Genomic DNA, 23,034 nt, shown 5'->3' on the forward strand with positions numbered 1-23,034 from the left:
CCGATGTCACTTGCGCAAAACATTCAAAATGCTTGGAATAAACAGGCGAAATGGTTGGTTGTGTTGCGCCCATTGTCATGGCTTTATCATTCGGGTTTTACTTTAAATAAGAAAATGTTTAAAGCGGGTCTAAAAGAGGTTTATACCGCACCGATCCCTCTGATGGTGATTGGAAATATTACGGTGGGTGGTAGTGGTAAAACCCCTTTATTGATTCAATTGGTCAAATATCTTCAGCTTAAGAATGTACGTGTTGGTGTCATTAGTCGAGGTTATGGCGCTAAAGGTCCTTTTCCAGCTCAAGTGAATCTTCATTCGATTCCTTCAGAAGTCGGTGATGAACCTTGTCTGATTGTTCAGTCCACTGAGGTGCCGATGGTGGTCGGTTCAAATCGCAAAGAAAGTATTGAGTTACTATTGGCACATCATCAATTGGACTTAATCATTAGTGATGATGGCTTGCAGCATTGGGCGCTAGATCGCCAAATTGAGTGGATTGTTTTAGATCAAAATCGTGGATTAGGAAACCAAAAATTATTGCCTGAAGGTTTTTTACGTGAACCAGTGGAACGCTTGAATGAAGGGACTGTGATCGAACACGCTCAAAATTCGACAAGTCCATTGAATATGTATTTGGAAGTGGCACAACCTTATTTATTGAATGGAAGTTCAGACCAGGCTGAATTGTTTGATATTCATCAAGATTTTTATGCGGTGGTGGGTATCGGTTTCCCTCAACGCTTTTATCAAACCCTTAAATCGATTGGTTTGACCCGTTTTCAGTGTCATGAGTTTCCTGATCATCACGATTATGAAATTGAAGATTTACAATTTGAAGATTCAAATCCGATTATTACCACGGAAAAAGATGCAGTAAAGCTATTACCTTTGCTTAAACAGCACCCTGATTTTAATCGTGAAATATGGGTAGTGCCCGTTGAGGCTGTACTTTCACAAGCATGTTATGATTTATTGGATGAGCAACTGATAGCGCTCGGTATTGATATTTCTTAGGATTATTCATGAAGCACATTGTTATCCCTGCGCGTTTCTCAAGTTCTCGTTTACCCGGTAAACCTCTATTGAAAATTCATGACCGCGAAATGATTTTGCGTGTTGTCGATCAAGCTCGAAAAGTGGATGGCTTTGATAGTTTATGTGTGGCGACAGATGATAAACGTATTGCACAGATTTGTCATGATGCTGGGGTAGATGTGGTGATCACAGATCCCAATCATCCATCTGGAACTGATCGTTTGAGCGAAGTTGCTCGAATTAAAGGTTGGGCGGCAGACGATATTATTGTCAATGTGCAAGGTGATGAGCCACTTTTACCTGCTCAATTGGTTCAACAAGTGGCGGATCTATTGATTCAAAAACCACAATGTTCAATGTCAACTTTGTGCGAGCCGATTCATCAGTTGGATGAATTTCAACGAGACAGTATTGTCAAAGTGGTGATGACCCAATTCAATGAGGCACTCTATTTTAGTCGTGCCACGATCCCTTATGATCGTGATGGGGCAAAGCTTGAAACACCTCAATTACATCAACATGCATTCAGACATTTGGGGTTATACGCATATCGTGTTCAATTGCTTCAAGAATATGTGAAGTGGGATATGGGGCAACTCGAACAGCTAGAGAGTCTGGAGCAGCTTCGTGTACTTGAAAATGGTCATCGCATTGCCATTGATATTGCTCAAGTTAATTTACCGCCGGGTGTAGATACTCAAGATGATTTAGATCGTTTAAATGCGCTCGATATTAGTCATTTTGCGACAGTGGATTGATTTGATTGATGTCTAAACAATTTGAGTCACAGATTTTTCCTTGGCAAAATCAAGTTTGGAAAACCTTAACACAACGATTTCCTCAAATTGGTCATGGATTATTGTTCTATGGCAAAAATGGCAGTGGGAAACAGCAGTTTACACAGCATTTTGTGGCTTGGTTGCTGTGCTTAAATAAGCAATCACATGCAGCATGTGGTGAATGTAGCAGTTGTTTGTGGTTGAAATCGGATACACATCCGAACTATGTTCGAATCACCACAGATGAAGACAATAAAAAACAAAACGCTAAAATTAAAATTGAAAAAATTCGTGATTTACAGCCTTTTGTGCAACAAACTGTAGATGGTTGGCGAGTGATTGTCATTGAGCCCGCTGAAGCATTAAATATTGCTTCGTCTAATGCGTTGCTTAAAACATTGGAAGAGCCGGGCGATCGCGTTATTATTATTCTCTTGGCTGATCACTATTTGAAATTGCCTGCGACGATTCGTAGTCGTTTGCAACATTACGCTTTAGATCGGGTGAGTTTGGGACAATCTCAAATTTATCTCGAAAGTCATTTAGAGAAAGAGTTTCACGCTAAAATTCCCTTATTAATGTCATTGTCGAATGATATGCCATTGCAGGCTATTGCGGTGTCTCAATCTGAGTGGTTTAAAAAACGTCATGATTTTTTACAAGATTGGCAAAAGGTGGTGATACACAAAAGTATGCCTATACAGCATGCAACGAAATGGAATAAGGAGTTAGCATTTTCAGATCTCATCACCTTATTTGAGTATTTGTTGTCTGATATTATTTGTGTCAAACTCAATCAAAATGTGAAAAATAGCGATCTCGATTTCGAGCAGATTTCACAACAATATAGTTTGGAACAATTGTTTGATTTAAATAGTGATATTCAAAACTTTAAACAGTTGGTTGAGCAAAACGTGCAAACGAATCTAGTCATAGATCAGCTTTTCATAAAATTAATGAATGTTATATAACCAAACACTGCATTAGCAAAAAGAATTAGGGGAATTCATTATGCAACCACCACGTATGGGCGGACTTATCCAAGCCAATATTAGCGATAGAGCAACACTTCAAGCCAGTTATATGCCTTATATTCAAGGTGGCGGATTATTTGTTGCTTCAAAACAAGAAGTAAAAATGGGTGAAGAAGTATTCGTTTTAGCATCGCTACCGAATCAATCGCAAAAGATTCCATTAACGGGTAAAGTGATTTGGATTTCTTATAAACATACTGGTCTAAAGCCACAAGGCTTTGCAATTCAGTTGTCTGGTGAAAAAGGCGTCTATTATCGTATGGAAGCTGAGAAGTTTTTAGCTGGAAGTATGTCTGCTGACCTTCCTAGCTTTACAATGTAAATTCTGATTTAAAATAAAAGGTGTTGTTGTGTTTGTAGATACACATTGTCATTTGACTATGCTCAATCTGGAACCTTATGACGGGGATCTGGATGCAGCGATTCAACAAGCACGCGATGCTGGCGTATCGAAAATGATGGGCATTTCAGTGGATCTGGATGACCATATTGCATTGTCTAAAATCGCTGAACGTCATGCAGATGTAGGTTATAGCGTTGGTGTTCATCCCTGTGAAGATCAAGCCGTGATGCAACGAGCAACTGTAGACACTTTGGTTGATTTGGCACAGTCCGATAAGGTTTGGGCGATTGGTGAAACAGGCTTAGATTATTTTCATAGTACAGAGTTTGTCACGGAACAAAAAGCTTGCTTTGCGCGTCATATTCAGGCCTCTCAAATCGTTAAGAAACCTGTGGTTGTACATACCCGATCATCTAAAACAGATACGATTGATATTATTCGTGCTGAGAATTCAACACATGGTATTTTGCACTGTTTTACTGAAGATTGGGAAACGGCAAAAGCTGTCCTCGATTGTGGTTACTACATCTCATTTTCAGGTATTGTGTCGTTTAAAAATGCACAAGATTTGAGGGATGTGGCGAAGCAAGTGCCTCTTGATCGTTTGTTGATAGAAACTGATAGTCCCTATTTGGCACCAATGCCCTATAGAGGAAAGTCTAATGAGCCAAAGTATGTTCCCTATGTAGCCAAAGCCTTGAGTGATGTATATCATAAGTCACTTGAGGAGATTGCGATGATTACAACGCAAAATTTTGAAAATCTCCTTAAAATGAAATAGTTGTTTTATAACGAATAGAATAGTAAGAAGAGAGTTTATAGCGTGAAGATGGATCGTCAGGCTCAGTTTCGAGCAAGAGAAGCATTAATATTTCAAGTGGCCGAGCAACTCCTTTTAGAAAATGGAGAAGCAGGCATGACCTTGGATGCACTTGCTGCAGAATTAGATCTAGCCAAAGGAACGCTATATAAGCATTTTCAAAGTAAAGATGAATTGTATATGTTGCTCATTATTCGTAATGAGCACATGCTGCTTGAAATGATTCAAGATGCGGACAAGGTCTTTGCAGAGCATTTAGCTTTTTTTATGTTGCATCATTTGCATCATCCTGAAAGAACAGTGTTATTTCATCAAATTGAAGAACGTTTATCGACCACAGGTCAGGGTATTAACCATCTTTTCAATGAGCTCTATCAAGTCCGAAAAAGCCGTTTGCGTGTGATCATTCGTATGACTGAAAACTATTTAATGGAAATCGGAAGTAGCATGTCTTCTCGTGATTATTTGGCTTCCATTTGGTCGATCACGTATGGTGGAGCAGCGATCCTCAATTCGAGTTTTTATCAGCGATATTTGGGGAGTCGAGATACATTACGCGTTGCATTGATTGATCAAGCGCTCATGCTACCTAAGCAATCCACTCCATCAGCGCAAGTTGCATAGCAAGCTGATATGAAATTCCCATCATCGAAACAAAAGGGCTTTACCCTCATTGAATTGATGGTGGTGATTGTGATCATTGGTATTATTGCATCACTGATCGTTTTCAATATTGATGGTGTTGATCAGCGCAAAGCCATGCAGGCGCGAGAGTTACTGATTTTAGATTTGAAGAAAATGAATCGCGAGTCTGTGGATCAATCACGGATTTATGCACTTGTGATTCAGCCTCAAACAGATGTTACACGTTTTAGCTACAGATTTGATGAATACCTGCCTCAAGGTTCACAAAATCAAGATTCAATCAATCGAATGAATCATTCCAATACTTTAAATAAGACCAATAATAGTCAGAAAAAATGGTTAGAAGCCGATGTACGTTCTGTACGTGAACTTCCAAATCGGGTGTCTTTCACTGTGGAGAGTCAAGATCACGAATTTAAACAAGCTCAGAATACAGATTTACTAGGTAATAACGCGCCAAAACTGATTTGGCTCGGAAATGGCGAAGTTAAACCAGTCAGTATTCAAATTTATTATGATCATAAGCCTGTGGGAAATCTGATTCAAATTGATTATTTGGGGAAGATTGATGACGCGTCCTAAAGGTTTTACATTGATTGAGGTGGTTGTCGCCTTAGCCATTTTTGCAGTTGCAGCAATGGCACTCACCAAAATTGCGATGCAATATACCCAATCGACAGCCAATTCTATACTTCGAACCAAAGCTCAATTTGTTTCTCAAAATGAAATTGCCCAAATGGAAATCAATAGTGAATGGTTAGAGGGGACTCAATCGAAACAGGTGACATCGCAGGGTGAAACATGGCAGATTGATAAACGCTCGGAATCGACCATTAGCCCAAAAGTACAGAAAATAGAAGTGCAAGTCAGTTTATATAATACAAGTTTGGGAAAAGTAGAAGCAGGAGTCAATCATACCGTTTTCTATAACTATCCTAATCAGATCCAGCAGAATCAGCCATGATGAAGCTTTCAATGAGTTTTCCATTTAAGCAAAAAGCGTTCACTTTAGTGGAGCTATTGGTTTCGATTGCAATTTTTGCAGTGTTATCAGCATTAGGTTGGAAGGTGTTTGATTATTTGATTAAAGTTAAAGACCGAAATATGATGCATGAGCAAAACTTAGGTCAACTGCAAGATGCTTATTTGCAAATGCACCGAGATACGTTGCAAATCGTTCCATTGACATCGAATATCTCAGGCAAGCTACAACCGTCATTGATTTTGAATAACCAAAGTTTAAGCTTTAATAAAGCAGGTGTGACTGATCCGCTAAAACAAGGCTTATCGCCTTATGAGCGAATTGAAATACAATACAATCCACAAGATAAAAAAATTTACCGACTCAAATATGCCAATCTGAATGTCAATCAAACGGCGCAACCACTGTCGAGTGTGATATTAACTGATGTCGACCAATTTAAGGTGGTGGTGCTGAATCCAAACGAATTAGAACAATGGCCTGAAAATGGTGTAGATCTTGCTGATCCAAAAGCCATTCGTGTATTGCCTAAAGGTTTACGAATGACTTTTATGATTAAGGATGTCGAATATGAATGGATTTTTAGTCTGTTAAATACGGCTTCTTTGCTTGAAAAGAAAGATGGGATTTAATTTATGCATAATGATCATCAGCAGAATCCACAAAAGCTGAACATGGCTGAAAAGGGATTATCCTCTTGAAAAAGCATCAGCAGGGTATCGCTCTGATTACAATTTTGATGTTGGTCGCGCTAGCAACGATTATTGCGGCGACCATTGCAAAGCGTCAATCCTATACCAATGACTCAACGGCATATATGATGAGACAGAGTCAGTCTTTGTATTATGCAAAAAGTGCAGAAGCTTTCTTTTCAGAAATATTGGTGCAAGATGCAGAGTCAGACTCTAAAGCTGATTATTTGCAGGAGACATGGGCAAAACCGATGCCTGCTTTTCCCATCGATGGGGGGTATGTATCAGGAACGATTATTGATGAATCAGGGAAATTTAATCTCAATGCTTTGCTGAAAGATGATGGAACCCCAAACGAACAAGCACAACAATTTTTTCAAGGTTTACTCAAGCGTGTTGGATTACCTGCTGAAATCAGTCAAGCGGTGATTGATTGGCAAGATCCAGATGATTTAACCATTGGCGCAATGGGTGCGGAAAGTAATTATTACAGTGGTTTATCAAACCCACATCTCGCTGCTAATGCATTATTTCAAAGTGCTGAAGAACTAAAACAGGTTAGGGGGTTTGAAGGTCAAAACTATGACTTGATCGCACCTTACGTGACAGCAGCACCGAATAATATCTCCAAGATTAATATCAATACTGCTTCCGCGGTTGTGCTCGCTTCGTTAGATGAAAAAATAGATATCAATACCATTGATCAGCTTTTAAAACAAAAAAATGCCAGCATGGAATATTTTTCGAATATTGATGAGTTATGGCAGTTAGCACCATTTGCACAAGTTGACCCTCAAAAACGTGCGATTGCAGTTCAAGTCTTTGATGTGAATTCAAATTTCTTTAAGGCTCAAATTGAAGTGGTGCTGTCTGAACGTAAAAGACAATTCAGTAGTTATTTGTGGCGTAAAGATAAGCATGTTTCTGTGTTTTCGAGAAGCCTTGCACCATTTTAAACGAGCTGTTTTGAGTCTTTGATTTTTATTTATAACGTTATACCTTTTGCCTATTGTCAATAACGTTAAAATTAATGAAGTGTTGATCATATTTGAACTATAATCAGAATTCTCAAGATTTTGTTTACAGCTTTAGCATATGTTAATTCGTAAATTATTTAAGTTTGAAAATGCGCATATTGTGCGTAACTGTACCTCAGATCGTTGTAAACGCTCTATTCATGGTCACAGCTATAAAGTGGAATTATTGCTCAAAGCATCAAAACTTGATCATGGTCAAATGGTTTATGATTTTGGCTTGTTGAAAGGGGTCATTAAAGACCTTTATGACAGTTTTGATCATGCGATTTGTTTTTGGCAAGATGACAGTCCTGAATATATTCAAGCATGTAAAACCTTTAGTGCACGTTGGGTTTCATTGCCTGTTTCGCCATCTGCAGAACAGTTTTCACGTATTTTCTTCTATTTGGCTCAACAGGTATTGCAGTCGACTGTTACCCAAAATGGTGAAGGTGATGTAGAGGTGTATTCTGTGATTGTGCATGAAACTGATACAGGCTATGCGCAAAGCTTTGCGGAAGATATTAGCAACGAGCAGATGGGACTTTTATCTTTGGATCAAATTGTATTTTCAGAGCAAGTGATTTCTGAATGGAGTGATCCACAAATGTATCAAAATTTGAAACAAGGCTTTAAGTTCCAAAACCCTGAAGTGGCATTACAAGTTCAGGTTTAATATATGCAATGATCAATTCCATATTGGTCATGCTTTAAATGACATTAGATTTTAGGAAGAAACGCAATGCAATTATCTGAACAGGACATGACGAAGTTAAATCAAGTTCGGTTAGAAGAAGGCTGGAAATATAGCTTAGCTGAGTTTTTGTTGTGTCAGCGTATGGATGAATTGCGTGATTTTCTAAAGTCTGAAATGCAACAAGATAAAATCATTTATCCACCGAGTTCGCACATTTTTAATGCGTTCAATACTACGCCCTTATCACAAGTAAAAGCGGTTATTTTGGGTCAAGATCCATATCATGGACCCAATCAAGCCAATGGTTTAAGCTTTTCGGTGCAAAAGGGACTTGCATTACCTCCATCTTTGCGTAATATCTTTCACGAGCTCAACACAGATTTAAATATTCCGCCATCGAAACATGGAGACTTGAGTCAGTGGGCGCAAGAAGGTGTTTTACTTTTAAATAGTGTACTGACTGTTGAAGCAGGACAACCCACTTCCCATCAAAAACGTGGCTGGGAAGATTTTACTGATGCTGTGATCGATGTTTTAAATGAACAGCGAGAACATGTGGTATTTATCTTGTGGGGCGCTTATGCGCAACGTAAAGGACAACGTATCGATCAGAATAAACATTTGGTTCTTAAGGCTGCGCATCCATCTCCTTTAGCAGCGAACAGAGGCGGTTTTTTTGGTTGTAAAGTTTTTTCAAAAACTAATAATTATCTTAAACAAAATGGCATTGAGCCTATTAATTGGCAGCTGGACGCATGACATCAACTGAGAGCAATACATATCATCCTGACCTAATTGTTGAAGAAGCTAAAAATGGCTGGCGTATCATTCGCCTAAATCGACCTAAATCTTTACATGCATTAGATGAGTCTATCGTGACTGCCTTGCTGCAAGTATTTCAAGATTTTCATCAATATGATGCAGTTCGAGCAATTTGGTTAGACTCAACAACACCTAAGGCATTCTGTGCGGGTGGAGATGTACGTAAACTACGTCAATTGGTCATCAACAATGAAGTGGATCAAGCCAATGAATTCTTTGAACAAGAATATGCGTTAGATTTACTACTTCATGATTATGCTAAACCGATTGTGGTTTGGGGTGAAGGCTATGTGATGGGTGGTGGTCTTGGTTTGTTTATGGCTGCGCCGTTTAGATTGGTCACGCCATACTCACGCTTAGCGATGCCTGAAGTGAACATCGGTCTTTATCCAGACGTCGGCGCAAGTCGCTTCCTCGCAGATCGAGGACCGGTGGGATTATTCACAGGGTTAACCGGTTCGATTATGACTGCTGCAGGTGCCTACGGTATTGGTTGGGCGACACATATTTGTGATGCGCAGAGAGATGTTGTACTTCAGAAATTAGTGGACATAGATTGGGATCATTATCCAGCAGGCGACTTCCGCGCATTGGACGATACCCTTAATAGTTTGCATCGTCCTGTCTCTCCAGGTCCACTTCAGATTTCATTAGATGTGATCCATAGCGTGTGTCGTGGTTCGAATTTTGAACATGATTATGAGGCGATTATAGGCTTAAGCGATGCACGTAGTGATTGGTTGCGTCAAGCCAGTGAAAATTTAGCTAAAGGTTCGCCAAGTACCGCTGCAATCACATGGTTGTTATGGCAGTGGGGTCGTCAAGTCCATCCTTGGCAAGAAGTTTTTGCACTTGAGACGCAGATTTCGGATTGGAAAATTCGTCATCCTGATTTTGTAGAAGGTGTACGTGCGCGTTTAGTGGATAAAGATTTATCACCTGAATGGCAAATGGTCGAATCCATGTCACTCAAGAATATTTTGGGCACTAATCCTCCTGTGACCAATATTGAAAGTTGGAATAATTTATTGAAACAATATGGAATTATTTAATTTTTAATGACTTTTGTGAAAAATGCATTTGATTTAGATGATTTAAATCAAGTTAAAGATGAAAAATGGATGCAGCTTGCCTATGAGCAGGCTGCGCTTGCGGCTGAAATCGGTGAAATACCCGTGGGTGCGGTGATTGTGAGTCAGGGAAAGTTAATCGGACAGGGTTATAATCACCCGATTACGCTCAATGATCCTACCGCACATGCAGAAATTATTGCGATTCGTCAAGCTTGCCAAAATATTAATAATTATCGATTGCCTGATGATGCTACGCTTTATGTGACGCTTGAGCCTTGTACGATGTGTGTCGGAGCTCTCATTCATTCTAGAATTAAACGCGTCGTGTTTTCAGCAACTGAACCCAAGGCAGGTTCACTCATCAGTGCACGACAATTGCTCGATAATGACGGTTATTACAATCATCGTTTTGAATTTATGGGTGGTTGCTTGCAAGAACAATGCTCAAAACAGTTATCGGATTTTTTTAAAATGCGCCGAGAGCAAAAAAGGCAATTGCGATTACAACAAAAATTAGAAAATGGTTAAAGCTGAAATAAATAAGTGTAAAATGGTTTGACATGAACTATTGTCAGTTCGAAACTTGTTCTTTAAGGCTTAATATTAAAAACAAAAGGAATTAAAAATGAATTCAATCACGATCACCCAAGAGTTTAATACTTCATTAAGTTCTATCTTTGAATTGCTTTCTAAACATGCGACCTATAACCAAGTATTTGCACCCGTTCAAGTGGTTCGTATTAAGGATTCAGCAGACCTACAACGTCCAGATGGTGTTGGTTCTGTACGTAAAATGGGTTTAGGCCCAATTCAACCGATTCAAGAAGAAATCACTGTCGTTGAAGTGAATCAACGTATTGAATATAAAATTATTAAGAACCCTTTAATTAAACATCATTTAGGTATCATTCAATTTAAAGAATTGAGTGCCAATAAAACACAAGTGACTTATACGATCGAATTGCAGGCAAGAGCTCCATTTGTGAGTAAACTTATACTTGCACAGCTTAAACTAGCCATTACACTGGGCTTTAAGAAATTGGCAAAGACCTTCGTTTAACTTTGGAAATATGATGACAGTTCAAATTATTACTATTGATGGGCCAAGCGGTTCGGGTAAAGGAACATTGGCAGCAAAACTCGCTGCACACTATCAGTTTCATTTATTGGATTCAGGTGCAATCTATCGACTGTTAGGATTGTCATTATTTAAACAAAATTTATTAGATCAAATCGATCAGCAAAATATCCTCTTACAATGTCAACAGATTGCTACAAAATTGGATATTCGGTTTGAAACTGGGTTGAATGGGATTCAGATTTATCTGGATAACGAAGATGTATCAGAGATCATTCGTACCGAGCAGGTCGGTGAATATGCATCAAAAGTCGCTGCAATTCCTGTACTTAGAACAGCACTTTTTCAAAGGCAACGTGATTTTGCTCAATTGCCAGGTCTCGTTGCCGATGGGCGAGATATGGCAACGACGGTGTTTCCAGAGGCTCAGGCGAAGATATATTTGACGGCATCTGCTGAATCTCGCGCTGAACGACGAGTAAAGCAGTTGCAGGGTATGGGGCTAGATGCTAAAATAAACGACATTTTAGCCAATATCCAAGCACGTGATAAGCGTGATATGGAGAGAACTGTCGCGCCGTTGAAGCCAGCAGAAGATGCTTATGTAATTGATAGTTCAGATTTGAACATCGAAAACGTATTCAAGTTGATGACTGACTACATTGATGCACAATTGACTAAATAACCTTATATCAGTGGAAGCATAGCCTGATCAGTTTATATGGACTATGCGGAAACTTAATTAAACCGGCCTTGTCTGATCCAAGACCGCTGACTTTTCTAGGTATATCATGACCGAATCTTTTGCAGCCCTCTTTGAAGCAAGCGAATTAAACTTAAACGTTGAGAAGGGTGCAGTCATCCAAGGTATCGTTGTTAGCATCGATTCTGATTGGGTAACTGTAGATACTGGCCTTAAATCTGAAGGTGTTGTATCTCGTTCTGAATTTTTAAACGAACAACGCGAGCTTGAAGTAAACGTTGGCGATACAGTTGACGTTGTTGTTGAAGCGCTTGACAACGGTATGGGCCAAACAGTTCTTTCTCGTGAAAAAGCGAAACGTGCTGAAACTTGGACTAAACTTGAAAAAATCTTTGAAGACGGCGAAATCGTTACTGGTGTTATCTCTGGTAAGGTTAAAGGCGGTTTCACTGTTGACATCGGTCCAGTACGTGCGTTCCTTCCAGGTTCATTGGTAGACACTCGTCCTATCCGTGATACAACTCACCTTGAAGGTAAAGAGTTAGAATTCAAAGTTATCAAACTTGATGCTAAACGTAATAACGTTGTTGTATCTCGTCGTGCTGTTATGGAAGCTGAATCTTCAGCTGACCGTGAAGCTCTTCTTTCTCAATTGGAAGAAGGTCAAACAGTTACTGGTACGATCAAGAATCTTACTGACTACGGCGCATTCGTTGACCTTGGTGGTATTGATGGTCTTCTTCACATTACTGACATGGCTTGGAAACGCATCAAGCACCCATCAGAAGTGGTTGAAGTTGGTCAAGAAGTTACTGTTAAAGTACTTAAATTTGACAAAGAACGTAACCGCGTATCTTTAGGTCTTAAGCAATTAGGCGAAGATCCATGGTTAGCGATTATGAACCGTTACCCTAAAGGTTCTATCGTTAAAGCTCGCGTAACTAACTTAACTGACTACGGCTGTTTCGCAGAAATCGCTGAAGGCGTTGAAGGTTTAGTACACGTATCAGAAATGGACCACACGAACAAAAACATCCACCCATCTAAAGTAGTTCAGATTGGTGACGAAGTTGATGTTATGGTTCTTGAAGTTGATGAAGAGCGTCGTCGTATTTCTTTGGGTATCAAACAAACTCGTGCTAATCCATGGGAAGAGTTTGCTAAGGATCACGACAAAGGTGAAAAAGTTTCTGGTACGATCAAATCTATCACTGACTTCGGTATCTTCATCGGTTTACCAGGTGGTATCGACGGTTTAGTTCACTTGTCTGATATTTCTTGGAACGAACAAGGCGAAGAAGCGATTCGTCGTTATAAGAAAGGCGACACTGTAGAAGCTGTTATCCTTTCTGTTGACGCTGAAGGCAACCGTATCAGCCTTGGTATCAAACAAATGAACAACGATCCGTTCAATGATTTCTTAGCTGCGAACGAACGTGGTGCTTTGGTTAAAGGTACTGTAACTGCTGTTGATGCTCGTGGCGCAACTGTTAAGTTAGCTGACGAAGTTGAAGCTTCTTTGAAAGCTTCAGAAATCAACCGCGATCGCGTTGAAGATGCAACTAAATTCTTAGAAGTTGGTCAAGAAGTTGAAGCGAAGATCATCAACGTTGATCGTAAATCACGCGCAATCAACTTGTCTATCAAAGCGAAAGACGAGGCTGAAGAGAAAGAAGCTGTTGCTACTTTGAATAAAACTGCAACTCCTGGTCAAGACAATGGTCCAAAAACTATTGGTGATTTGATCAAAGCTCAAATGGGTAGCTAAGATCTCTGTGTGAATGTATTGTTAATGTAATTTAACTAATACTTTTTACACAAATACTGTAAACGGTAGCGTAGTATTAACTTATTACGCTACCGTTTTGTATTTAAACAGGTTATTATCTTGCTATCTACTAAAGTAGCTTGATAATTAAAGAGGTCGTAGATGACTACTGAAGCACTTAATAAGTCTGACTTAATAGAGCGAATTTCTATTAAAAATCCACATTTGGCTGAACCATTAGTCGAAGAAGCTGTTAAAATTATGATTGATCAGATGATTGCTGCATTATCTTCTGATGATCGTATTGAAATTCGTGGATTTGGCAGTTTTGCACTACATCATCGTGAACCGCGTGTTGGTCGTAATCCTAAAACAGGTAAATCTGTAGAAGTTGCAGCGAAAGCTGTACCGCATTTTAAACCTGGTAAAGCATTACGTGATGCAGTGAACGAAACAGCTAAATAATAAAAATATGGGGTGTTTATGCGTTACGTTCTCGTTGCTATATTAATTGTACTTTTTGGCTATTCCCTAGCACTTGTTTTGCAAAATGGTACTGAGCTTTCTGTAGATCTTTTATTTACACAAGTACCCGCAATGCGTTTAGGATTATTATTGCTACTGACATTGGTACTAGGATTAGTGTTAGGGCTATTACTGGGAGTTCAAATATTCCGAGTATTCCAAACAAGTTGGGAAATCAAGCGTTTACGTAAGGATATTGAACATCTTCGTAAAGAACAGATTCAATCAGCACAGCTTGCTGCAGCTGAAGCAGCCGCGAGTGTTAGACATGAAAAAACTGTCTTAGACGTTCAAACAGATGAGACCCACACTCGTCCACTGTGAGAATAAAGATTGTTAAAGCACTATATTGTTTTCAATATAGTGCTTTTTTTTTGTATGCAAAAACAGCTCTAAAATTATCAACTTAATCTTGCATGATTTTTTAAAACTAAGTTTTGCAGGGCTTTATAAACATCATTATAATGGCGCAACTTGTGTAGGAAGGAAGATAGACTCTTGAGTATCATTGTTGCTTTAGATGCAAAAAGCCAAAAAGAAGCATTATCAATTGCTGATCAATTAGACCCTTCGCTATGCAGAGTAAAAGTTGGGAAGGAAATTTTTACCCATGAAGGTCCATCTGTCGTTAAAGCATTGCATGATCGCGGATTTGAAGTTTTTTTAGACTTAAAATTCCATGATATTCCAAATACAACTGCACAAGCCGTATGTGCTGCAGCAGATATGGGCGTGTGGATGGTCAATGTCCATGCTTCTGGCGGTCGAAAGATGATGGAAACTTGTGTAGAGCGACTTAAGGCAGGTAATTACAGAACACAACTTATTGCTGTGACTGTTTTAACTTCTATGGGGCGTGAAGACTTGAAAGATTTGGGCTTGGATGTTGAGCCATTTGAACACGTAAAGCGCCTTGCCACCTTGACTAAAGACAGTGGTTTAGATGGGGTAGTGTGTTCAGCACAAGAAGCAAAAATGCTGCGTAACACTTTAGGTCAGGATTTTGCTTTGGTTACTCCTGGCATTCGTCCATTGGGTTCAAATGCGGATGATCAAAAACGTATTGTGACACCAAAACAAGCGATGATAGACGGTTCTACACATTTGGTCATAGGTCGTCCAATTACTCAATCTAGCAATATGAATCAGACATTGAAAGATATTTTATCATCTTTATAGCGTCGAATTTTGGCAAAAAAATCCACTCAATTGAGTGGATTTTTTAATTCTATTTTTAAATTTCAGTATTTATTATTCTAGTACAGCCTTTAATCGTCTTATGGCTTCTTCACACTGTGCTAAATCTGCAACTAAAGCTAAACGCACATGATTTTCACCAGGATTACCTGATTCTGTATCACGAGATAAATATCTACCCGGTAAGACTTTGATGTGTGCTTTTTCCATGAGCATTTTTGCAAATGTCTCATCATTATCGACTTTTAACCAATAATAGAAACCGGCATCTGGTTTTTTGAGAGGCAATAAATGACCCAATTCTTTTTGAAATAATTCAAACTTAGCACGATATTGCTTACGGTTCTCTTCAACATGTTCTTCATCATTCCACGCCTCAATTGAAGCGAGTTGATGTTGAACAGGCATTGCTGCACCATGATAAGTACGGAATTTTAAATAAGGTTTTAATAGTTCTGCATCGCCAGCAACAAAACCTGAACGCATACCCGGTAAATTAGAGCGTTTCGATAGTGAGTGGAAGACGATACAGTTCTTGTAATCATCTCTTCCCAATTCAGCACAAACCTCAAGTAAGCCGATCGGGGCTTCATCAAACCAGAGTTCTGAGTAGCACTCATCAGAAGCAATCACGAAATTATATTGATCAGATAGCGTAATCAGTTTTTTAAATTGCTCTTTAGAGAATATAGCACCCGTTGGGTTGCCTGGTGTACAGACAAAGAGTAAGGCTGTTTTTTCCCAAACTTCAGCTGGTACAGCATCGAAATCACCTAAGTAGCCGTTTTCTTCTGTGCAATTGATGAAGTAGGGTCTTGCACCTGCAAGTAAAGTAGCACCTTCATAGATTTGATAAAAAGGATTAGGCATCACGACATAGGGGGCTTCATCTCGATTAATCAAAGCTTGGACAAACGAGAAAATGCCTTCACGGGTTCCTGTTACAGGTAAAATTTCATTTTCATCACTAATGCTATTCAGCTTAAAACGACGTGTTAACCATTTGGCGATACTTTCTCGAAGCTCAGGCAGACCTTTACTGTTTGGGTATGTCGATAGATGATTAAAATTGTCAATAATTGCTTGTTTAACGAACTCTGGCGCTGGATGCTTTGGCTCACCAATGGAGAGTGGGATCAATGGAAGATCAGCAGATTTTACATCCTGAAAAAGTTTATTTAATTTTTCAAAAGGATATGGATGTAATAAAGACAAACTAGAGTTCATGAAACAATGACCACGTAATTAAAAATATGAAACGATGCTTAAAGTCAGAGAGTAAGATCAATAAAACTCAATTTAAGCGTGATTTGAAACTTGGTTTGAGGCTTCATTTAAAGCGGCTAATAACAGTCCAGAAAATGCTTTTGCTTCATCTTGATTCATCGGTTTGCCATCTTTTTTTGCCACAAAGAAAATATCTTCTGCACGTTCGCCCAGTGTAGCAATTTTAGCAGAATGTATATCGAGTCCTTGCATCATGAATAAGCCCCCAATTTTGGCGAGCAATCCTGGCTGATCCAGCGTAGCAATCTCAACCATATTCTGTTGTAAAGCTTCATTCAAGGTAATATCCACGGTATTCTCAATGTCAAAATGACGTAATTGACGAGGGATGCGACGTTGCATCAGCCCTGGGTATTTATCTGAATGAGTAAGTGCTTTAACCAGCGCTTCTTTGACGGTTGCTTCACGTTCAGGATCTGTAACCAATGTACCAAAACGATCTAACACAACGTAGGTATCTAAACTAAATGCTTTTGTTGCTGTGATAATACGTGCATCTTGAACATCTAAGTTCATTCGATCGAGTACTGCCACTGTTGTTGCAAATAGGTTGGGTTGATCTTGAGTATAAATAAAGATTTGTACGGCATCTTGTGCTGCTTTGCGGTGCGCGCGCATGAGTACGAGTGGTGCAGGATTTTCACCGTGATCTAAAATAGCGCGTGTATGCCAAGCAACCTCGTCGGCTGTTTCTTTAAGGAAATACTCATCCCCCAGTTCTTGCCAGACTTTTTCGACGGCTTCTAAAGGATAATCATTGACTAAGAGTTCACTGGCAGCGAATTTGGTGTCTTCGATGAGCATTTGATATTCCACAGGGCGACCTAAGCCTGTACGAATCACATCGCGTGCATGTGTATACAATTGACGCATCAGAGAAGCGCGCCAAGTATTCCATAATTTGGGATTGGTTGCATTGATATCTGCAACAGTCAACGTATATAAATAATCCAAATGTTCCATATCACCCAGTTTTTCGGCAAATTCTTTGACAATATCAGGATCAGAAATATCTTTTTTCTGTGCCGTTATGGACATCAACAGATGATTTTGAATCAGCCATGCAACTAAATTACATTCACGTTCGGTAAATCCATGTGCACGACAAAACTCGATGGCATCTATTGCTCCAAGCTCACTATGATCACCACCACGACCTTTGGCAATGTCATGAAAAAGTGCTGCCAAGAAAACGATATCGCGACGAACGAGGCGTTGGAAGACTGAGCTAACCACAGTGTAATCTTTGGCAAACTCAGGTTCTTTAAAACGATTTAAATTACGTAATAACAATAGGGTGTGCGCATCAACCGTATAAATATGGAATAGATCGTATTGCATCAATCCCATGATCTGTCCAAATGCAGGAATATAATTACCAAGTACACCATAACGCTTCATAGCCAAAAGTGTTTCATATAAGCGGTAAGGTGAACGAATGATGGCCATGAACAGTGCTTGATGAGCAGGATGGTTTCGATAATCGCGATCAATACGTTTTGCTGCTAAGGTCAATAATCTCAGTGTACGTGCACGAATGCCTTCGATCTCAGGGCGATTGGCCAAAATAAAGAATATTTCTAAAATCGCACTTGGTTTTTCTGCAAAAATCTTGTGATGCTGTACGGCAAGTTTGCCATCGACCAATTTGAAATTTTCATTGATCTCTTCGATTTTACGCTCATAGTTGGGCAGTCGAGGTGTAATCACAGACTCATCAAAGTAAGCCAGTAACATTTCATTCAAAGTCGAGACTTGTTGAGCAGCACGATAATAACGCTTCATGAACTGTTCAATCGGATAATTGATATGTTGACCTTCAACTTTTTCATAGCCAAATTTTGCAGCGATATCACGTTGATAATCGAACAAGAGTCGATTTTCATCACGTTTGGTCAAACGATGTAAATGGTGGCGAATTTCCCACAGGAAATTTTCAGCTTCTTCTAAAACTGAAAGTTCAAATTCAGAAATAAAACCTAAATGCACTAAATCGTAAATGCGATTGACTCTGAAATGACGTTTCGCAATCCAGCCAATTTGATTGATGTCACGGATGCCACCGGGTGCATTTTTAATGTCAGGTTCTAAATTGCTTTCAGTATTATTGTGTTGTGCGTAACGTTTGACTTGTTCAACCATTTTCGCATCAAAGAATGTCTTGTCTGTCCAAGTCTGAGACACGACACGTCTCGGCCATTTTGTCAGCTGAGGATTGCCCACAATTAAACGTGCTTCAATCAGTGTTGTTGCAACAGTTAAATCACTCATGGCTTGTTCAAAGCATTGTTGAATGGTACGAACACTCACGCCGGGTTTAAAGTTACCGACATCCCAAAGTGATGAAATGAAGGCTGAAATAGCAGCTTCTTGCTCTGGACTTAGGTCCTCCTCAGACAGAATCATGATATCTACATCTGAGTAGGGCATCATTTCTCGGCGCCCATATCCACCGACTGCAAATAAACCCAGTGGTGTTTGATCAAGCTCAACATGCTTCCAAAGGAATATTAAAGCTTCATCAATTAAATTCGAGCGGGCCAAAATAATTTCACGAATGGGCTTACCTTGTTCAAATTCTGTTTGTAATTGATTTTCAACATCTGCACGCCACGCATTAATCGCTTTGATGTCATGAATATTAGAAACATATTGATCTAAAGGAGAAGTATTGATCATGAAATAATTGTCCGCCCAAATGTGTTTACATTACCAATTTTGATTTACAGAAACTTTCGATGCTACTTCGGTTGCCAGTTCACGTGCTTGATCTGTTGTTTCTGCACGAGCCGTGGCTACACCCATACGACGTCGTTTGAAACCTTCTGGCTTACCAAAGAGTCGTAAATCAGTATTCGGATTTTCTAAAGCAAGATTTAAGCCAGAGAATGAAAGATTTTGATCATCTACACCTGCATAGATCACCGCACTGGCAGCAATACTGTGGCGTTTCGTATTGACTGGAAGTCCTAAAATGGCACGGGCATGCAGTTCAAACTCACTTTGGAATTGTGAAGCCAAAGTGACTAAGCCTGTATCATGTGGGCGAGGTGAAACTTCACTAAACCAAACCTTATCACCTTTAATAAACAGTTCAACACCAAAAATACCGCAACCACCTAATGCAACGGTCACTTTATGAGCGATACGTTGCGATTCTTCAAGGGCTGCTGGCGACATCGCTTGAGGTTGCCAACTTTCAACGTAATCGCCTGAATCTTGACGATGACCAATAGCATCACAGAAATGAGTTTCGATTTCACCCGTTTTAGCATTTTTTGCACGTACGGTAAGCAATGTAATTTCAAAATCAAAATCAATCTGAGATTCAACGATGACAGTGCCTTGATTTACTCGACCACCAGTTTGTGCATATTCCCAAGCAGCATCCACTTCCGCAAATTCTTTAACGCGTGACTGACCTTTACCTGAAGATGACATCACCGGTTTGACAAAGTTAGGATAGCCAATGTCATCACATGCAGAACGGAATGATTCTAAAGTGTTGGCAAATCGATAGGCTGAAGTTGGTAAGCCGAGTTCTTCAGCAGCTAAACGACGAATGCCTTCGCGGTTCATCGTTAAATTAACGGCTTTTGCAGAAGGGATGACTGTTGCAATATTTTCTTCTTCAATTTCAACTAAGACTTCAGTTGCGATAGCTTCAATCTCTGGAACAATCAGATGAGGTTTGATTTGTTCAATTAAGGATTTTAATGCGGCTGAATCTGCCATATTTAAGGTATAAGAAAAATGTGCAACTTGCATGGCAGGAGCATGGTCATAACGATCTGCAGCATGAACTTCTACACCCAGTCTTTGCAAAGAAATCACCACTTCTTTACCTAGCTCGCCTGAACCTAAAAGGAGTACTTTAAATGCAGTTGATTGAAGAGGAGTGCCGATCATTATATTCATGCTTTCATCCATGCTTGATATTATGGGCTTTTAGCATATCAGAACTTCGATCCCTGTTAAGGGGTGATTCACATAAAATAATGAACTAATTCTGATATGACCTAGGTTGAAAATTGATATATCAGTCTTGTTTATTTATTGGATTAGGCTAAGTCTAAGCTCGCTATACAGACATCTATTTTCAATTCCGTCCTGATAATATTGCTTTGCAAGCTGAATGTCTTGATATTCAGTTTCTGCGAGATAAAAGTCACCAATAAAACTATATCGTTCAGACTCCTTTCTGTTTTCAAACATGAATTCAACAATTTCCTTTGCTTTTGATGGATTATATTTTTGATTTTTTTTATAGCGATAATGCAACAAGCTCAATCCATATTCAGAGCTGGTATGGAATCCATGTTCAGAAAGCTTATAAAACAACGCTTTGGCTTTTACGAAATCATCATTTTCTGCATAGTATTTACCTAAATAATAGTATGCGGAGAAAATACCATTTTCAACGGCTTGTTCTGCGTAGTATTTGGACTTTTTAAAATCTAGATAATCTTGTTCTTCGATGTACACATCGGCAAGAGAGAGCAGTGCATCAGTATTGCCCCTATCTAAACTCTGTTGATAGTATTGAATTGCATTCTCAACATTTCTATAGGCAAGAACGTGCTGACATATCGTACCTAAGCATTGAAAAGAAAATGCATCACCTTCATTTGCAGCAATCTCTAAATGATAAATTGCGTTATCGACATACCCAAAATACAGCAAAATCTCACCAGTACTACCGTAATTTTCTGTTGTAAAACAGGGCTCATACTTTTCAATGAGGCTTAATGCCTCATGGTCATGCTTATTCTCAAATAGATTCCAAATATAATTTGCTGTTAAATATTCAGGACATTGAAGTGCTTTTTCCGAGGCAAGATCAATCGTTTTTGCCTTTTTATTAAAGATTTGATTTATTGATTGTTTTATTTTTATTAGCATGTCGTGATTCTCATTTATCCATAATTGAATTTATAAAAATATGTACAATCTTGTATAGTGACCGTACTCATCCTTCGAAATCGTATATTTAGATACGACTTTGGATTGTAAATTCAGCAGTTTTAAAGCATCAAACAACCAAGGAGCTTGTTCGTATTCGAGAGATGAAAAAGACATCTCGGTTAGCAATCTTTGTTGTGTGATACAAAGGTTAGGAATATAAACATTCCCGAAACATTCATTATTATCAAAATCAGGGTAAGTAATGCAAATCAAATATTTTTGATGCTCTTCTAAGGGCATTGTATGGAAAGCCCTTAGTTTCAAATGATTTGCATAAAATATCGCTGTATTGAGCAGATCAGCATTGAGTTGTGCTGCGCTATAGGTTTTATTTAGGTTTGAGCAATGATTTATTCTGCTGATTAGAGGAACTTCATCAAAAATAATAGAGTCATGAAAAGTAAAATCAATTTCTCTATTGAAAGAATAGTTTTCTAAGTCTGATATTCTTAATAGCTCTTCTAAATATTTCATCGCTTATTTTGACTATCCTAAAGGGAAATAGGTATATACCAGTCCATACGTGAAAGCGGCAGTTAAAGTCGCAGGGACAATTTGTTTAAATTTGAAATATAAACCGGCTAGTACAGCAAAACCGATCAACATGGCAACGCTTTTGTTGGGATGATCAAGTAAGGGCGGAAGCGTGGCAACCACCAACATCGAACTGATCGCAGCAATGCCAATAGAACCCAAAGCAATTTTAATCCACAGCGCACCACGTTTTTGAGCGCCTTGTTGAAACTTTTGGATCACAAAGAAAGGACCAAATCGGGATGCAAAGTTGGCAATACCAACGACTATACCGACCAGAATAATCTCAAGATTCATGATGCTCTCCAACCAAAACGTCATGCTGACGCTTTAAAACATAATGCTCAAATAAGCCTGCCAGAATACCTGATGTGATCCCAATAAAGATGGCAGCAGAAATATCAATGAAATAACAGGCCACGGCAGAGACAGCCGTGGTCACAGCAACCACAAACGTATGTTTCTTTTCAAAGGCTGCCAATAAGAAACTTAAGAAAAGGGCAGGCAGTAAAAAGTCTAACGCCGCTTGTAAAAACTGCGGCATATTGCTGACTTGGTCTGCAAACATGCCACCGAGGAACGAACCCAATGCCCATGACAGCCAACTAAATAGACTTAAACCTAACATCCAAGACTCAGACCATTCTTGACGGCGCTGAGTCAATTTAATCATGCCGGAAGCAAAGACTTCGTCGGTCAAACCCCAAGACCACATGGCGGTTTTCTTCAAATTAAGTTTATCTTGAATGAGGTTTTGAAGTGCAGGCCCATAAAGCAGATGACGGATATCTAAAGCAATGACGGTCAGCGCCGTCATCCAGATCGACGTACCACTGCCCAAAAGGGCGACCACTAAAAATTGACTTGCGCCTGCATACATTGAGCATGATAAAAATAAAGCCTCCCAAGCGGTAAAACCAAACTGGGTGGCAGATACCCCAAAGGCGAAGGAAACAGGAAGATAGGTAAATATAATTGCTTGACTGTCTTTAGCGCCTTGCCAAAAACCAGCAGGTTTTATTGTTGAGATTGTCCGCTC

27 protein-coding genes are annotated in these 23,034 nt (G+C 39.3%); 20 read left to right on the forward strand and 7 right to left on the reverse strand.

Annotated elements, in window-relative coordinates; translation table 11 throughout:
* Window positions 1-3 precede the first annotated feature (3 nt).
* The 20 genes from lpxK (at window position 4) to pyrF (ending at window position 15,191) form a co-directional block, all read left to right on the forward strand.
* The gene (gene lpxK / locus AC5YD2_RS06785; RefSeq protein ID WP_496125599.1) at window positions 4-1,014 is read left to right on the forward strand and encodes a tetraacyldisaccharide 4'-kinase; all 1,011 of its coding nucleotides are present in this window, start codon (window positions 4-6) and stop codon (window positions 1,012-1,014) included.
* Window positions 1,015-1,022: 8 nt separating this feature from the next.
* Window positions 1,023-1,793, forward strand: coding sequence for a 3-deoxy-manno-octulosonate cytidylyltransferase (gene kdsB / locus AC5YD2_RS06790; protein ID WP_496125600.1), 771 nt, complete (start codon window positions 1,023-1,025; stop codon window positions 1,791-1,793).
* An 8-nt stretch (window positions 1,794-1,801) separates the two neighbouring features.
* Window positions 1,802-2,785 carry a DNA polymerase III delta subunit-related protein gene (locus AC5YD2_RS06795; RefSeq protein WP_496125601.1) on the forward strand — a complete coding sequence of 328 codons (984 nt, stop codon included), beginning with the start codon at window positions 1,802-1,804 and terminating at the stop codon, window positions 2,783-2,785.
* Between the two features lie 40 nt (window positions 2,786-2,825).
* Window positions 2,826-3,170, forward strand: a complete 345-nt coding sequence (locus tag AC5YD2_RS06800) for a PilZ domain-containing protein (protein ID WP_496125602.1) — start codon at window positions 2,826-2,828, stop codon at window positions 3,168-3,170.
* Window positions 3,171-3,198: 28 nt separating this feature from the next.
* On the forward strand, window positions 3,199-3,972 hold the full coding sequence (locus AC5YD2_RS06805) for a TatD family hydrolase (protein WP_496125603.1): 774 nt from the start codon (window positions 3,199-3,201) through the stop codon (window positions 3,970-3,972).
* A gap of 48 nt (window positions 3,973-4,020) precedes the next feature.
* Entirely contained in the window at window positions 4,021-4,635 is a 615-nt protein-coding gene (locus AC5YD2_RS06810; protein WP_496125642.1) for a TetR/AcrR family transcriptional regulator, read from the forward strand.
* 9 nt (window positions 4,636-4,644) lie between these two features.
* Window positions 4,645-5,238 (forward strand): pilus assembly FimT family protein, encoded by a 594-nt coding sequence (locus AC5YD2_RS06815; RefSeq protein WP_496125604.1) that lies wholly within the window; start codon window positions 4,645-4,647, stop codon window positions 5,236-5,238.
* Window positions 5,225-5,620: a type II secretion system minor pseudopilin GspI gene (gspI, locus tag AC5YD2_RS06820; RefSeq protein ID WP_496125605.1), complete on the forward strand. Its 396-nt coding sequence runs from the start codon at window positions 5,225-5,227 to the stop codon at window positions 5,618-5,620. The genes AC5YD2_RS06815 and gspI overlap by 14 nt, the downstream gene beginning before the upstream one ends.
* A gap of 11 nt (window positions 5,621-5,631) precedes the next feature.
* The gene (gene gspJ / locus AC5YD2_RS06825; RefSeq protein ID WP_496125606.1) at window positions 5,632-6,270 is read left to right on the forward strand and encodes a type II secretion system minor pseudopilin GspJ; all 639 of its coding nucleotides are present in this window, start codon (window positions 5,632-5,634) and stop codon (window positions 6,268-6,270) included.
* A 59-nt stretch (window positions 6,271-6,329) separates the two neighbouring features.
* A complete protein-coding gene (gspK, locus tag AC5YD2_RS06830; protein WP_496125643.1) occupies window positions 6,330-7,286 on the forward strand; it encodes a type II secretion system minor pseudopilin GspK in 957 nt (318 codons plus the stop codon).
* 139 nt (window positions 7,287-7,425) lie between these two features.
* Window positions 7,426-8,022 carry a 6-pyruvoyl trahydropterin synthase family protein gene (locus AC5YD2_RS06835; protein ID WP_496125607.1) on the forward strand — a complete coding sequence of 199 codons (597 nt, stop codon included), beginning with the start codon at window positions 7,426-7,428 and terminating at the stop codon, window positions 8,020-8,022.
* Between the two features lie 66 nt (window positions 8,023-8,088).
* Complete coding sequence (gene ung / locus AC5YD2_RS06840) at window positions 8,089-8,802, forward strand: uracil-DNA glycosylase (protein WP_496125608.1); 714 nt, start codon at window positions 8,089-8,091, stop codon at window positions 8,800-8,802.
* Window positions 8,799-9,917 carry an enoyl-CoA hydratase/isomerase family protein gene (locus tag AC5YD2_RS06845; protein ID WP_496125609.1) on the forward strand — a complete coding sequence of 373 codons (1,119 nt, stop codon included), beginning with the start codon at window positions 8,799-8,801 and terminating at the stop codon, window positions 9,915-9,917. Before ung ends, AC5YD2_RS06845 begins: the two co-directional genes overlap by 4 nt.
* 15 nt (window positions 9,918-9,932) lie before the next feature.
* Window positions 9,933-10,466: a tRNA adenosine(34) deaminase TadA gene (gene tadA / locus AC5YD2_RS06850; protein WP_496125610.1), complete on the forward strand. Its 534-nt coding sequence runs from the start codon at window positions 9,933-9,935 to the stop codon at window positions 10,464-10,466.
* Window positions 10,467-10,563: 97 nt separating this feature from the next.
* Window positions 10,564-10,998 (forward strand): SRPBCC family protein, encoded by a 435-nt coding sequence (locus AC5YD2_RS06855; RefSeq protein WP_496125611.1) that lies wholly within the window; start codon window positions 10,564-10,566, stop codon window positions 10,996-10,998.
* 13 nt (window positions 10,999-11,011) lie between these two features.
* Window positions 11,012-11,701: a (d)CMP kinase gene (gene cmk, locus AC5YD2_RS06860; RefSeq protein WP_496125612.1), complete on the forward strand. Its 690-nt coding sequence runs from the start codon at window positions 11,012-11,014 to the stop codon at window positions 11,699-11,701.
* A 106-nt stretch (window positions 11,702-11,807) separates the two neighbouring features.
* Window positions 11,808-13,487 carry a 30S ribosomal protein S1 gene (gene rpsA, locus AC5YD2_RS06865; protein WP_496125613.1) on the forward strand — a complete coding sequence of 560 codons (1,680 nt, stop codon included), beginning with the start codon at window positions 11,808-11,810 and terminating at the stop codon, window positions 13,485-13,487.
* Window positions 13,488-13,649: 162 nt separating this feature from the next.
* Window positions 13,650-13,952 carry an integration host factor subunit beta gene (locus tag AC5YD2_RS06870; RefSeq protein ID WP_496125614.1) on the forward strand — a complete coding sequence of 101 codons (303 nt, stop codon included), beginning with the start codon at window positions 13,650-13,652 and terminating at the stop codon, window positions 13,950-13,952.
* A gap of 18 nt (window positions 13,953-13,970) precedes the next feature.
* Complete coding sequence (locus tag AC5YD2_RS06875; protein ID WP_496125615.1) at window positions 13,971-14,336, forward strand: lipopolysaccharide assembly protein LapA domain-containing protein; 366 nt, start codon at window positions 13,971-13,973, stop codon at window positions 14,334-14,336.
* 174 nt (window positions 14,337-14,510) lie between these two features.
* The gene (gene pyrF / locus AC5YD2_RS06880; protein ID WP_496125616.1) at window positions 14,511-15,191 is read left to right on the forward strand and encodes an orotidine-5'-phosphate decarboxylase; all 681 of its coding nucleotides are present in this window, start codon (window positions 14,511-14,513) and stop codon (window positions 15,189-15,191) included.
* 72 nt (window positions 15,192-15,263) lie between these two features.
* Here pyrF and dapC read toward each other — a convergent pair whose 3' ends face one another.
* The 7 genes from dapC to AC5YD2_RS06915 form a co-directional block, all read right to left on the reverse strand.
* Window positions 15,264-16,436, reverse strand: coding sequence for a succinyldiaminopimelate transaminase (dapC, locus tag AC5YD2_RS06885; protein ID WP_496125617.1), 1,173 nt, complete (start codon window positions 16,434-16,436; stop codon window positions 15,264-15,266).
* A gap of 72 nt (window positions 16,437-16,508) precedes the next feature.
* Window positions 16,509-19,175 carry a [protein-PII] uridylyltransferase gene (gene glnD / locus AC5YD2_RS06890; RefSeq protein WP_496125618.1) on the reverse strand — a complete coding sequence of 889 codons (2,667 nt, stop codon included), beginning with the start codon at window positions 19,173-19,175 and terminating at the stop codon, window positions 16,509-16,511.
* Between the two features lie 30 nt (window positions 19,176-19,205).
* Window positions 19,206-20,414, reverse strand: coding sequence for a formate-dependent phosphoribosylglycinamide formyltransferase (purT, locus tag AC5YD2_RS06895; protein ID WP_496125619.1), 1,209 nt, complete (start codon window positions 20,412-20,414; stop codon window positions 19,206-19,208).
* Between the two features lie 135 nt (window positions 20,415-20,549).
* The gene (locus AC5YD2_RS06900) at window positions 20,550-21,398 is read right to left on the reverse strand and encodes a tetratricopeptide repeat protein (RefSeq protein WP_496125620.1); all 849 of its coding nucleotides are present in this window, start codon (window positions 21,396-21,398) and stop codon (window positions 20,550-20,552) included.
* A 30-nt stretch (window positions 21,399-21,428) separates the two neighbouring features.
* Window positions 21,429-21,935: an Imm15 family immunity protein gene (locus AC5YD2_RS06905; RefSeq protein ID WP_496125621.1), complete on the reverse strand. Its 507-nt coding sequence runs from the start codon at window positions 21,933-21,935 to the stop codon at window positions 21,429-21,431.
* A gap of 12 nt (window positions 21,936-21,947) precedes the next feature.
* Window positions 21,948-22,292, reverse strand: a complete 345-nt coding sequence (gene ygaH / locus AC5YD2_RS06910) for an L-valine transporter subunit YgaH (RefSeq protein WP_496125622.1) — start codon at window positions 22,290-22,292, stop codon at window positions 21,948-21,950.
* Complete coding sequence (locus tag AC5YD2_RS06915; protein WP_496125644.1) at window positions 22,282-23,016, reverse strand: AzlC family ABC transporter permease; 735 nt, start codon at window positions 23,014-23,016, stop codon at window positions 22,282-22,284. Before AC5YD2_RS06915 ends, ygaH begins: the two co-directional genes overlap by 11 nt.
* Window positions 23,017-23,034: the final 18 nt, after the last annotated feature.

The organism is Acinetobacter sp. CY73 (genome assembly GCF_059515865.1).

Excerpts from the sequence above, each read along its gene's own strand:
- cmk (WP_496125612.1), top strand. The coding sequence starts at position 11,012 with ATGACAGTTCAAATTATTACTATTGATGGGCCAAGCGGTTCGGGTAAA.
- purT (WP_496125619.1), bottom strand. The coding sequence starts at position 20,414 with ATGAATATAATGATCGGCACTCCTCTTCAATCAACTGCATTTAAAGTA.
- lpxK (WP_496125599.1), top strand. The coding sequence starts at position 4 with ATGTCACTTGCGCAAAACATTCAAAATGCTTGGAATAAACAGGCGAAA.
- AC5YD2_RS06835 (WP_496125607.1), top strand. The coding sequence starts at position 7,426 with ATGTTAATTCGTAAATTATTTAAGTTTGAAAATGCGCATATTGTGCGT.
- AC5YD2_RS06905 (WP_496125621.1), bottom strand. The coding sequence starts at position 21,935 with ATGAAATATTTAGAAGAGCTATTAAGAATATCAGACTTAGAAAACTAT.
- gspJ (WP_496125606.1), top strand. The coding sequence starts at position 5,632 with ATGAGTTTTCCATTTAAGCAAAAAGCGTTCACTTTAGTGGAGCTATTG.
- AC5YD2_RS06800 (WP_496125602.1), top strand. The coding sequence starts at position 2,826 with ATGCAACCACCACGTATGGGCGGACTTATCCAAGCCAATATTAGCGAT.
- ygaH (WP_496125622.1), bottom strand. The coding sequence starts at position 22,292 with ATGAATCTTGAGATTATTCTGGTCGGTATAGTCGTTGGTATTGCCAAC.
- AC5YD2_RS06900 (WP_496125620.1), bottom strand. The coding sequence starts at position 21,398 with ATGCTAATAAAAATAAAACAATCAATAAATCAAATCTTTAATAAAAAG.
- AC5YD2_RS06795 (WP_496125601.1), top strand. The coding sequence starts at position 1,802 with ATGTCTAAACAATTTGAGTCACAGATTTTTCCTTGGCAAAATCAAGTT.
- AC5YD2_RS06855 (WP_496125611.1), top strand. The coding sequence starts at position 10,564 with ATGAATTCAATCACGATCACCCAAGAGTTTAATACTTCATTAAGTTCT.
- AC5YD2_RS06810 (WP_496125642.1), top strand. The coding sequence starts at position 4,021 with ATGGATCGTCAGGCTCAGTTTCGAGCAAGAGAAGCATTAATATTTCAA.
- AC5YD2_RS06815 (WP_496125604.1), top strand. The coding sequence starts at position 4,645 with ATGAAATTCCCATCATCGAAACAAAAGGGCTTTACCCTCATTGAATTG.
- kdsB (WP_496125600.1), top strand. The coding sequence starts at position 1,023 with ATGAAGCACATTGTTATCCCTGCGCGTTTCTCAAGTTCTCGTTTACCC.
- glnD (WP_496125618.1), bottom strand. The coding sequence starts at position 19,175 with ATGATCAATACTTCTCCTTTAGATCAATATGTTTCTAATATTCATGAC.
- ung (WP_496125608.1), top strand. The coding sequence starts at position 8,089 with ATGCAATTATCTGAACAGGACATGACGAAGTTAAATCAAGTTCGGTTA.
- AC5YD2_RS06845 (WP_496125609.1), top strand. The coding sequence starts at position 8,799 with ATGACATCAACTGAGAGCAATACATATCATCCTGACCTAATTGTTGAA.
- gspI (WP_496125605.1), top strand. The coding sequence starts at position 5,225 with ATGACGCGTCCTAAAGGTTTTACATTGATTGAGGTGGTTGTCGCCTTA.
- AC5YD2_RS06870 (WP_496125614.1), top strand. The coding sequence starts at position 13,650 with ATGACTACTGAAGCACTTAATAAGTCTGACTTAATAGAGCGAATTTCT.
- rpsA (WP_496125613.1), top strand. The coding sequence starts at position 11,808 with ATGACCGAATCTTTTGCAGCCCTCTTTGAAGCAAGCGAATTAAACTTA.
- dapC (WP_496125617.1), bottom strand. The coding sequence starts at position 16,436 with ATGAACTCTAGTTTGTCTTTATTACATCCATATCCTTTTGAAAAATTA.
- AC5YD2_RS06875 (WP_496125615.1), top strand. The coding sequence starts at position 13,971 with ATGCGTTACGTTCTCGTTGCTATATTAATTGTACTTTTTGGCTATTCC.